This window comes from Microbacterium sp. ZW3a, assembly GCF_057167165.1.
In genome coordinates this window covers 1,271,507-1,281,830 of sequence record NZ_CM169903.1, presented here as the reverse complement: position 1 = coordinate 1,281,830, position 10,324 = coordinate 1,271,507, and the positions used below count along the sequence as shown (strand labels likewise).

Genomic DNA, 10,324 nt, shown 5'->3' with positions numbered 1-10,324 from the left:
GACGAGGGCCCGGATGCCATGGCATCCGGGCCCTTTCCGTTGCCGGCCGCGCCGGCCGCGGTTGATACGGTGGCGGCACCATGGACATCCGACTGGACCCCGCATCGACGACTCCCCCGTTCGCGCAAGTGCGGGTTCAGATCATCGCGATGATCGAGAGCGGCGCGCTGCCGACGGGGACACGGCTTCCCCCGGTCCGGACGCTCGCCATCGACCTGGGTCTGGCCGCCAACACCGTCGCGCGCGTTTACAAGGAGCTCGAAGAGGCGCGCTTCGTCGAGACCCGCGGGCGGGCGGGCACGTTCGTATCGGCGGGCACGGATGCCACGAGGGAACGCGCCGCCCGGGCCGCCGCCGAGTTCGCCCGCGCGATGCACACCCTGGGGGTCGAGCCGTCGGATGCGCTCGACCTGGCTCGAGCAGCGCTGACGAACGACGCGGGCCGTTAGCCGACGAGCAGCAGTCCGCGGTCGGCGAAGACCTTCTTGGCGACGAACGTCGCATTCAACGCGCGGGGGAAGCCGCAATAGACGGCGCTGTGCAGCAACGCCTCAACGATCTGTTCCGGGGTGAGTCCGACATTCAGCGCGGCGTGGATGTGGACGTCGAGTTGCGGTTCGCAGCCGCCGAGCGCGGTGAGCATCCCGAGTGTCACCAGCTGTCGATCCCGGGGCTCCAGTCCGGGGCGGGAGTAGATCTCACCGAAGCCCCACGCGACCACCTGATGGGCGAGCTCGGGCGAGATCCCGGCGAGCGCATCGATGACGTTCGCACCGGCGGCCCCGTCGACCGCGTCGAGAACCTTCTTGCCGTGTGCAAATCTCTGCTGTCGTTCCGTCGTATCGGTCATCGGTCGTTCCGTTCTGTCGAAGCGTCGATCGCGGCGAGGCCGTCCCGGTAGGTCGTGATCTTCTCGATCAGCGCCGTCTCGTGGGCGCGCAGACGGGCGATCTGCTCATGCAGACCTGCCTGGTGCGCCTCCAGCAGCCGAAGACGCGGTTCCGTCGTCGCGGGCCCCTGCTCGCGAAGCGCGGCGTATTCGCGTATTCGCGCGATCGGCATCCCCGTCTCACGGAGCCGGAGGAGGAACCTCACCCACTCCACGTCCGCAGCGGAGTACCGCCGCTGATTGCCCGAACTCCGGGCCACGGGCCGAACCAGCCCTGCCCGCTCGTAATAGCGCAGCGTGTGCGCCGTCACCCCGGTCGCCACGCTCATCTGCCCAACCGTGAGACCTGTGTGTTCCTGTGCCACACCTGCAGGCTAGGAGTTCGAGCGCGCTCGAAGTCAACCTCGGCGCGTCGGTCCGTGACGGAGCGGGCCGACGCGGTCGAGGCGCTGAGCTGAAGAGCCGCAATCCCCCCTGTCGACCCGAGAGCGCTCCTACGCTGAAACCATGAGCACCTACGACGTCATCGTGATCGGCGCGGGACTCGCGGGCCTTCGCTGCGCCACGCGGCTCGCCGAGGCCGGACGCGATGTCGTCGTGCTCGAGGCGGACGACGCCGTCGGCGGGCGCGAACGCACCGATATCGTCGACGGCTTCCGCCTCGACCGCGGCTTCCACGTGCTCAACCCCGCCTATCCGGCGATCCGGCGGTGGGTCGACCTCGACGCCCTCGCACTGCGGCGCTTCCCCGTCGCCGTCGGCGTGAAGCTCGACGACCGGGTCGCGCGGCTCGCGCATCCCCTCCGGCATCCGGGGTCGATTCCCGCGACGCTCGCGAGTGGGCTCGTCCGCCTGACGGATGCCGTCGCTCTCGCCCGCTGGGCGGCGCCGGTGATCCTGTCGGCCCGCGCCGCGAAGACCGGGCCCGATCGGAGCCTCGACGAGGCGTGGGATCGCGCGGGGGTGCGCGGTCCGCTGCGCGAGAGCGTGCTGGAACCGTTCCTCGCGGGCGTGCTCGCCGACGATCAGCAGGAGACCTCCGACGCCTTCGTTCGGCTCCTGATCCGCAGCTTCGCGCTCGGGCGCCCGGGCGTTCCGGCCGCGGGCATCGGCGCCCTTCCCGCCCACCTCGCCGACACCGCTCGCCGCGCGGGAGCCGGCATCCGCCTCTCCCACCGCGTCACCGCGACGCGCCGCCGGGGCACGGGATGGAGTGTCGAGATCGAGGGGGCGGATGCCATCGACGCCCGGGCGGTCGTGATCGCCACGGGCCTGGCATCCGGACTCGATGTGCCGCTCCCCCGACCGCGCGGCCTGCAGACCTGGTGGCTCGCCGCCGACGAGGCGCCCACGACCGATGCCGCGCTGCGCGTCGACGGACGCCGCCGCGGGCCGATCGTCAACACCGCCGTGATGTCGAACACCGCACCCGCGTACGCTCCGCGCGGGCAGCACCTCATCCAGGCGACGTGCGTGCTGCCGTCGGCGGCGACCGAGACCGACGTTCGGCGGCAGCTCGCCGAGGTGTGGGAGGCCGACACGCGTCCGTGGCGGTTGCTCCGCCGCGACGACATCTCGGGAGCCCTTCCCTCGCAGGAGCCGTCGCTCCAGCTGCGCCGCCCGGTGCGCCTCGGCGGACGCTACGTCGCGGGCGACCACCGCGACACCGCGTCGATCCAGGGCGCCCTCGTGTCGGGGCAGCGGGCGGCGGACGCGGTGCTGCGGGATCTGGGGCGCTGACCCCCTGGGAATCCGGGCGCACCCGAGCCAGACTCGACCCATGGAATATCGCGGAGTCGTGCCCGAGGACGCCCCCGATCCGGGCATCGCGTCCGACGCTCGACTGCGCGCGATCGCGTTCCCCGTGTTCGAACTTCAGCCGCAACGCTCCCTCACCCGCGCACCCATCACGGGGTTCACCGAAGCTGGCGGGCCGAACGGCGTGGACGAGCTCTCCGTGCAGTTCACGTACACGCTGTGGAGGTATCCCGACGACCGCTCCGATCCACGGAACGAGGTCGATCTCGACGACCGGACGCGGCATGCGGTCGAAGACGAGCCCCCGTGGGGTCGTCCCACCTGGCTGAAGGAGCAGGCGCGGATCTTCCTCTATCCGATGCTGTGGGAAGCGACCCGCACCGCGTGGCACGCATCACCCGACCGCGATCGACACTCCCTCTCGCAGCAGCTCCTCGACCACACGAATCACGTCCTGCGGAACAGCTTCCGCGAGGAACTCGGGCTTCCGGCCGGCCCGACGACAGCGGACGGGTGGAAGGTGAAAGCGAGCGCTCTCGCCGATTCCTCGATCAGCGTGGACGGAGAGGAGCGTCCGGGAGTACACATCGACACTGACCCCTTCGTCTATGCCGTCGGCTTCCGGGTGAACGAGCACGTCGTCTGCACCACGGTGCTCCCGCGGGACAGCCTGCCCTTCCTGACGCTCTCGCTCGCGCGCATCGAGTCGTAGCTCAGCGGGCCGCCAGCGCCTCGAGCGCCTCGCCCGTGACGCGGCGGGTCGTCCACTCCTCCATCGCCTCGGCACCGAGCGCGCGGTAGAAGCCGATCGCGGGCTCGTTCCAGTCGAGCACCGTCCACTCGAGGCGAGAGTAGCCGCGCTCGAGGCACTCCGCGGCGAGCGCCGACAGCAGCGCGACGCCGTACCCGTGGGAGCGATACCGCTCGTGCACGTAGAGGTCTTCGAGCCAGATCCCGTGGCGCCCGGTCCACGTGGAGTACGTGAGGAACCAGATCGCGATGGCGCGGATCTCACCGTCGCCACCGTCGACGACGAGCGCGAACGCGCGGGGGTCGTCGCCGAAGAGCGTGGCGGTGAGCATGTCGACCGTGTTGTCCACGGCATCCGGTTCGCGCTCGTAGTCGGCGAGCGCCTGGATGCAGGCGAGGATGCCGGGCTCGTCGCCCGGGCGGGCCCGGCGCAGCTCAGCGCCATCGGTCAGCGAGGTCATGCGTCGAGGCTAGCCCGGGCCGACAGCGCCGCGTCGAGGGCCTCGCGCTCGTCGAAGACGAAGCAGTCGCCGTCCCAGTGTGCGTCGCCCTGGTCGGCGAACCAGCCGAGGATGCCGCCGTCGAGCTGGTACGCGTCGAGCCCCTCCTCGCGGAGGTACAGCGCGGCCTTTTCGCACCGGATGCCGCCCGTGCAGAAGCTCACGACGGTCTTGCCCGCGAGCTCGTCGCGGTGGGCGGTCGCGGCATCCGGGAACTGGGTGAACCGCTCGATGCGCCAGTCCTTCGCCCCCGCGAACGTGCCGTAGTCGACCTCGAACGCGTTGCGCGTGTCGACGAGCACGATCTCGCGGCCCTCGTCGTCGGCGCCGCGGTCGAGCCAACGGCGGAGCGTCGCGGGCGACACGGCGGGCGCACGGCCGTCCTGCGGGCGCACCTCGGGGCGGTCCATGCGGATGATCTCCCGCTTGACCTTCACGAGGAGCTTGCCGAACGGCACCGCGTCCGACCAGCTCTCTTTCGTCGTGAGCGCGGCGAAGCGGACGTCGGCGCGCAGGTCGGCGATGAAGCCACGTACGGCGTCAGCCTCGCCCGCGAGGAAGAGGTTGATGCCCTCCTCGGCGAGCAGGATCGTCCCGCGCAGCCCCGCCGCCGCAGCGCGTTCCTTCAGCAGCGGGCGTAGCCCCGCGGGGTCGTCGATCCGCGTGAAGAGGTACGCCGAGACGTTGAGGACGGATGCCGCGGATGCCATGGCATCCAGGGTACGCAGAGCGCAAGGCGGTCAGAGCCCGCCGCCGCTGTCGCTAACGTGGCAGGACCGTCCCCCCTGGAGGATCCGTGCCCGAAGATCCCACTGTGTCGGTCGTGATCCCCGTTCGCGACGACGCCGTCCCCCTCGCCGCCTGCCTGCGGGCACTCGCCGCACAGTCGCGCTCCGCTGACGAGATCGTCGTGGTCGACAACGCCTCCGCCGACGACAGCGCCGCCGTCGCGCGGGCCGCGGGTGCCCGCGTGGTGTTCTGCGGCGAGCGCGGTATCCCCGCCGCCGCGGCCGCCGGCTACGACGCCGCACAGGGCGACCTCATCCTGCGGTTGGACGCGGACAGTCTTCCCGCCCCCGGGTGGATCGCGAGCATGGTGGAGGCCCTCGCCGACCCGGAGGTGGATGCCGTCACCGCCGGCGCCGTGTTCCACGACGGTCCTACGCGGCAGCGGCGGCCGATGGCGTGGGCGTTCCTCGGGACCTACACCGCCTTCGCGTACCCGGCACTCGGTCACGCCCCGCTGTGGGGCTCGAACATGGCGTTCCGGCGCCGCGCGTGGGAGAGCGTGCGGGATCGGGTGCACCTCGACCCCCACCTGCACGACGATCTCGACCTCGCGTTCCACCTCGGCGAGAGCCACCGGATCCGGATCGTCGCGGCCCACCACCAGATGCGCGTGTCCTCGCGCACGGTGCGGCCGCGGCGGTTCGCCCGCAGCTTCTCGCGGGGCATGGGCACCGTGTTCGCGCACTGGCCGCGCGAGTTCCCTCCCCTGCGGTGGGCTCGTCGGCTCGGCGGACGACGCTGATGGCGGCCGTGCTGTTCCCGAACGTCGAGGCACCCGACCTGCACGTGATGAGCCTCAACGTCCGCCGTCGGTTCGAGCGGATCACGTGGCCGCCCGCCGACCGGTGGGGCCTGCGCAAGGAGCGCTTGCGCACATTCCTCGGGGCAACCCGCCCGCACCTGCTCGGGTCGCAGGAGGCGATGCCCGACCAGGCGCGGTGGGTGCAGGGGGCGCTCGGGTCGTCGTACGGCCGCGTTGGCCTCGGTCGCGGGAAGGACCTCGGCGGAGAGGGCACGCCGATCTTCTACGACCGCGATCGGCTCGAGGTCGAGGACTGGGAGCAGGTCGCGCTCTCCGACACGCCCGCCGTGCCCGGTTCGACCGGATGGGGCAACACGATCCCCCGCATCGCGGTGATCGCCCGGATGCGCGACCACGTCACGACCGCGCGCTTCGTGTTCATCAATAGTCACTTCGACGCGTTCTCTCGCGGCGCCCGCCGTCGCTCGGCACGCTGGCTGAACGACGTCGTCGCCGATGAAAGCGGCCCGCTGCTGTTCACCGCCGACATCAACGCGCACGTGCGCTCGACGGAGCTTTCCGCCATGTTCGACGACGGCCGGCTCGTCGACACGTGGGCCTCCACTCCGGCCCGCCGCACGGCCGAGTGGGGCACGTACAACAACTACCGCCGGCCGAAGCTCGGGGCTCGGCGTATCGATGCGATCCTCGCGACCCCCGATGTGGGCGTGCGCGCGGTGGGCATCGACCCCCGGCCCACGGGGACGAGCTGGCCCTCCGACCACCTGCCGATCCAGGCCGTGGTGCGCATTCCGGTACGGGCGGAGAGCCGATGATCCGCGCGATGTACGCCAACCTGAAGCGGCCACCGCGCACGACCACGGAATGGACGACGGATGCCGTGCGCGCCGTCGCCATCCTGATCGTGCTCGTGGCGGCTTTTACTCTGCCGGTGACCGACACCGCGGTGCTCTCGATGGCGCTCCCCGCGGTCATGCTCTCGCGCATGCTGGGGCTCCGCGCTGGCCTCGACCTCGCCACCTGTGTCACCGTCCTCGTCGCGGCCGGGAGCAACGTCCTCGACCTCTACCGCGCGTGGACCGGATGGGACCTCATCGTGCATGCCGTGTGCACGGGTGTGCTGGCGGCTGTGACCCTCGTGGTGCTCGACGACACGGGCGTCATCGCCCGCACCGCCCGTCGCCGCACCCCGATCGTTGTCGCGTCGATGGCAGGACTGGCGCTCAGTGCCGTGTGGGAGATGGTCGAGTGGTTCGGCTACCGCTTCATCACCGACAGCATCTTCGTCACCTACGACGACACGATCGGCGACATGGCTGCGGGCGGGATCGGCGCTCTCGTCGTCGGCATCCTGGCATCCCGGGTCCGGCTGACCCGGGTCGACCGCGCGGCCCTCTGACCGCGCGGTCGACCCGGAACCAATCAGACGCGTCCGGCGACGTCGCGTCCCACGAGGTCGCCGTCGGGGTTCGGCTCGCTGAGCTTTTCGCCCGGGGCCGTCGAACCCTCGAGCGGCGGCAGCGCCGCCGCCACACGGGCGCCGAGCTCGGCATCCACGTTCGTCCAGTACTGCACGGCACGATCACGCACCTCGGCGCGGGTCACTCCCCCGACGTGCCCCGCGATCGTCTCGACGAGACGGTCGCGCTGCTCGGCCGACATGATTTCGCGCACGAGCGTGCCCGCCTGCCCGAAATCGTCGTCCTCGGGGTGCAGGGTGGCGGCGGAGCGGACGAGTTCGCCGTCGCTCTGCCACCCGCCGTCACCCGTGCGCCACGGCTCGGCCGCGGGCCCGCCGGCGGAGTTGGGCGCATACACCGGCACCTCGGGCGGGTTGTACTCGTAGCGCATCGCGCCCTCCTTGGAATAGGAGTGCACCTCCGTGTGAGGACGGTTCACCGGCAGCTGCTGGTAGTTCGTGCCCACGCGGTAGCGGTGCGCGTCGGCATAACTGAAGATGCGCGCCTGCAGCATCTTGTCGGGGCTGGCGTCGATGCCGGGCACGAAGTTCGACGGTTCGAACGCGGCCTGCTCGATCTCGGCGAAGTAGTTGCCCGGGTTGCGGTTGAGCTCCATCGTGCCGACCTCGATCTCGGGGTAGTCGCTGTGCGGCCACACCTTCGTCAGGTCGAACGGGTTGAAGCGGTAGGTCTTGGCATCCTCGTACGGCATGATCTGCACCTTGAGGGTCCACGTGGGGAACTCGGCCCGCTCGATCGCGGCGTACAGGTCGCGGATGTGGAAGTCGGCGTCCTGGCCCGCGATTTGGTCGGCCTCGTCCTGCGTCAGCGTCTTGTGGCCCTGGTCGGTGTGGAAGTGGTACTTCACCCAGAACCGCTCGCCGTCGGCGTTGATCCACTGGTACGTGTGCGAGCCATAGCCGTTCATGTGTCGCCACGACGCCGGGATGCCACGATCACCCATGAGCCACGTGACCTGGTGGGCGCTCTCGGGCGAGAGGGTCCAGAAGTCCCACTGCATCGTGTTGTCGCGCAGATGGCTGCCCGGGAGGCGCTTCTGCGAGCGGATGAAGTCGGGGAACTTGATGCCGTCCTTCACGAAGAAGACGGGAGTGTTATTGCCGACGAGGTCGTAGTTGCCCTCGGTCGTGTAGAACTTCAGCGAGAAGCCGCGCGGGTCGCGCCACGTGTCGGGGCTCCCCTGCTCGCCGGCGACCGAGGAGAAGCGCGCGAGCATCTCGGTCTCGACGCCGGGCTGGAACAGCGCCGCGCGAGTGAAGGCCGACACGTCGCCCGTCGTGCGGAACGTTCCGAACGCCCCGCCGCCCTTGGCGTGCACGACGCGCTCGGGTACGCGCTCACGGTTGAACTGCGCGAGCTTCTCGATGAGGTAGTGGTCGGTGAGGGCGATGGAGCCGTCGGCTCCGACGCTCTGCGAGTGCTCGTCGCTGGCGACGGGCGCCCCGTTGTTCGCGGTGGTGGGGGTGGTCATGGCTCTCCTCGCGTCGGGGGTCGGTGGGATGCTTCGACGCTACGCAGGGCGTCCGACACGGGCGACCTGTTGCGCTTCTCGGCCCGGTCGCCTACGGTCCGACGGCCTACATCGTGAAGTCCGAAAAGACCGACGCCACGGCCGCCCACAAGGGCTCGGCGCTCCGCAAGCTGAAAGGCTGACCTGTGCCGAACTCCTGAGTCATCGCCGCACATCGCCCACCGACGCCGCGGGAGCCGGGTTCGGCGCCGGTTTCTCAGGAGTTCGGCCCGCGCCCCCTCGCCCAGCCCGTCGAGAAGACCGGTCCGCCGCGCTACCCCGCGGCGTCCCTCCGCTGTCGCATCTGCGCGAGCGGCAGAGACAGCCGGTGGTTGCCGGAGAGCGCGTCCTCGTGCCGCTCCAGGAACGCCCAGTACGCCTCGGTGAACGCCGAGTCCTTGGCATCCTGGGCCGACGGCCACCACGACCCCATCTTCTGCAGATACGCCCCGCCCGAGACGTAGGGCTTGGTCGCGACGAACCCGCCGTCGGCGTACTGGCTCATGCCCATGACGTTGGGCACCATGACCCAGTCATACGCGTCGACGAAGAGCGCGAGGAACCACCGGTTCACGTCGCTCGGCGCGTATCCCTGCAGCAGGAACCAATTGCCGAGCACCATCAGTCGCTCGATGTGGTGCGCGTAGCCCCACCGGTGCACGCGCTCGAGCACGGTGCGCACCGGGATCGGCAGATCGTCCGGAATCCCCTCCCCCGAGTACCAGTAGTCCTCCACGCGCTTCTCGAGGTGCAGGGCGTTGACCCGTTCGAGCTTCGGGTGCGCGCGGTACATCCCGCGCATGTACTCGCGCCAGCCGATCACCTGCCGCACGAACCCTTCGACGGATGCCAGGGGTGCATCGGTGCGCGTGACGGCGGCGATCACCTCGTCGACGGTGAGCAGTCCGATGTTGAGCATCGGGGAGATCACGGCATGGAAGAGGAACGGCTCGTCGGCCTTCATCGCGTCTTCGTACCGGCCGAAGTCGTGGAGGCGCTCGGCGACGAAGACGTCGAGCCAGTCCCGGGATGCCTCGGGTGTCACCGGCAGCCAGAAATCGGCGGCACGGCCCGGGTGGTCGGGGAAGCGCTCGTCGACCTCAGCGATCACCGCCGCGGTGATCTCGTCGTGATCCGGGCGGGGAAGCGCCGGAATGTCGACGCCCTTCCTCGGCAGCGGCTTGCGGTTGTCGGCGTCGAAGTTCCAGCGTTTCCCCGCGGGGACGCCGCCGTCCATGAGGATGCCGGTGCGGCGGCGTTGCCAGCGGGAGAAGTCCTCCATGAGCGGGGTCGGATGGTCGGCGAACCACGCGTCGAGCTCATCCTCGGGGGTGAGGAAAAGCGCGTCGGGGACGATGTCGGTCTTGACGCCGCGTTCTTCGCACAGTCGGGCGATGCGCTCGTCGACCGGGCGGTTCGGGTCGCTCATCCACATCAACTCGGTCACCCGATGCTCCGTCAGAAGGCGCGTGAGACCGTCGGCGAACCCGAGGTCGTCGTCGAGCCCGATCCTCCGCACCGTGCGCCCCTCGGCCTCGAGCCGCGCCGCCGTGTGCCGCATCGCCGACAGCAGGAGCACGATCTTGTGCCGGTGGTACGGGAGCTTCGCGAAGCGGGCCGCCGACTCGATGAAGAAGAACTCCTCGACGCCGTCGTCGGCGTACGCGGGGTGGTCGGCGAACTGCTGCGTCGCGAGGATGAGTGCCGCCCTCATGCGCCCCGCCGCTCTTTCGCCGCATCCGCCCGGCACCGGCGAGAGCAGTACCGCACCTCATCCCATTGATCGCGGCCGCTCCACCGCTTGCGATCCGAGAACGGGCGGCCGCAGGAAGCGCAGGGCTTGGTGCGCCGGGGTGGTCGTGCCATAGAACCATCGTGGCAGCG

At 70.3% G+C, this 10,324-nt stretch carries 13 protein-coding genes; 6 read left to right on the top strand and 7 right to left on the bottom strand.

Translation table 11 applies throughout. The features are described from left to right. Positions 1-80: 80 nt before the first annotated feature. Entirely contained in the window at positions 81-449 is a 369-nt protein-coding gene (locus tag ACU6WY_RS06000; protein WP_483821541.1) for a GntR family transcriptional regulator, read from the top strand. Here the strand turns inward: ACU6WY_RS06000 and ACU6WY_RS05995 are convergent. Together ACU6WY_RS05995 and ACU6WY_RS05990 are read right to left on the bottom strand one after the other, a co-directional pair. After that, the gene (locus ACU6WY_RS05995; protein ID WP_483821540.1) at positions 446-850 is read right to left on the bottom strand and encodes a carboxymuconolactone decarboxylase family protein; all 405 of its coding nucleotides are present in this window, start codon (positions 848-850) and stop codon (positions 446-448) included. The two genes, ACU6WY_RS06000 and ACU6WY_RS05995, sit on opposite strands and share 4 nt — an antisense overlap. After that, a complete protein-coding gene (locus ACU6WY_RS05990) occupies positions 847-1,254 on the bottom strand; it encodes a MerR family transcriptional regulator (RefSeq protein ID WP_483821539.1) in 408 nt (135 codons plus the stop codon). The genes ACU6WY_RS05995 and ACU6WY_RS05990 overlap by 4 nt, the downstream gene beginning before the upstream one ends. Positions 1,255-1,396: 142 nt before the next feature. Between ACU6WY_RS05990 and ACU6WY_RS05985 the strand changes: the two genes are divergently transcribed. Both ACU6WY_RS05985 and ACU6WY_RS05980 read left to right on the top strand, forming a co-directional pair. Further along, a complete protein-coding gene (locus ACU6WY_RS05985; RefSeq protein ID WP_483821538.1) occupies positions 1,397-2,629 on the top strand; it encodes an NAD(P)/FAD-dependent oxidoreductase in 1,233 nt (410 codons plus the stop codon). Positions 2,630-2,669: 40 nt separating this feature from the next. Further along, positions 2,670-3,359, top strand: a complete 690-nt coding sequence (locus ACU6WY_RS05980) for a hypothetical protein (protein ID WP_483821537.1) — start codon at positions 2,670-2,672, stop codon at positions 3,357-3,359. Between the two features lies 1 nt (position 3,360). On the opposite strand, the gene ACU6WY_RS05975 is transcribed toward ACU6WY_RS05980, so the two are convergent. Together ACU6WY_RS05975 and ACU6WY_RS05970 are read right to left on the bottom strand one after the other, a co-directional pair. Next, positions 3,361-3,858, bottom strand: coding sequence for an N-acetyltransferase family protein (locus ACU6WY_RS05975; RefSeq protein ID WP_483821536.1), 498 nt, complete (start codon positions 3,856-3,858; stop codon positions 3,361-3,363). Next, the gene (locus ACU6WY_RS05970) at positions 3,855-4,607 is read right to left on the bottom strand and encodes a sulfurtransferase (protein ID WP_483821535.1); all 753 of its coding nucleotides are present in this window, start codon (positions 4,605-4,607) and stop codon (positions 3,855-3,857) included. The genes ACU6WY_RS05975 and ACU6WY_RS05970 overlap by 4 nt, the downstream gene beginning before the upstream one ends. Before the next feature lie 86 nt (positions 4,608-4,693). Between ACU6WY_RS05970 and ACU6WY_RS05965 the strand changes: the two genes are divergently transcribed. Genes ACU6WY_RS05965 through ACU6WY_RS05955 form a run of 3 tightly spaced genes read left to right on the top strand, consistent with a single transcriptional unit; the run spans position 4,694 to position 6,848 of the window. Beyond that, complete coding sequence (locus ACU6WY_RS05965; RefSeq protein ID WP_483821534.1) at positions 4,694-5,428, top strand: glycosyltransferase; 735 nt, start codon at positions 4,694-4,696, stop codon at positions 5,426-5,428. Next, positions 5,428-6,264, top strand: coding sequence for an endonuclease/exonuclease/phosphatase family protein (locus tag ACU6WY_RS05960; protein ID WP_483821533.1), 837 nt, complete (start codon positions 5,428-5,430; stop codon positions 6,262-6,264). The genes ACU6WY_RS05965 and ACU6WY_RS05960 overlap by 1 nt, the downstream gene beginning before the upstream one ends. Beyond that, a complete protein-coding gene (locus ACU6WY_RS05955) occupies positions 6,261-6,848 on the top strand; it encodes a DUF2238 domain-containing protein (RefSeq protein ID WP_483821532.1) in 588 nt (195 codons plus the stop codon). The genes ACU6WY_RS05960 and ACU6WY_RS05955 overlap by 4 nt, the downstream gene beginning before the upstream one ends. 23 nt (positions 6,849-6,871) lie before the next feature. On the opposite strand, the gene ACU6WY_RS05950 is transcribed toward ACU6WY_RS05955, so the two are convergent. The 3 genes from ACU6WY_RS05950 to ACU6WY_RS05940 all read right to left on the bottom strand — a co-directional run bounded on the left by ACU6WY_RS05950 (position 6,872) and on the right by ACU6WY_RS05940 (position 10,306). After that, positions 6,872-8,401, bottom strand: a complete 1,530-nt coding sequence (locus ACU6WY_RS05950) for a catalase (RefSeq protein WP_483821531.1) — start codon at positions 8,399-8,401, stop codon at positions 6,872-6,874. A gap of 313 nt (positions 8,402-8,714) precedes the next feature. Beyond that, positions 8,715-10,154, bottom strand: coding sequence for a cryptochrome/photolyase family protein (locus tag ACU6WY_RS05945; RefSeq protein WP_483821530.1), 1,440 nt, complete (start codon positions 10,152-10,154; stop codon positions 8,715-8,717). After that, positions 10,151-10,306 (bottom strand): DUF2256 domain-containing protein, encoded by a 156-nt coding sequence (locus tag ACU6WY_RS05940; protein WP_483821529.1) that lies wholly within the window; start codon positions 10,304-10,306, stop codon positions 10,151-10,153. Before ACU6WY_RS05940 ends, ACU6WY_RS05945 begins: the two co-directional genes overlap by 4 nt. Between the last annotated feature and the right edge of the window lie 18 nt (positions 10,307-10,324).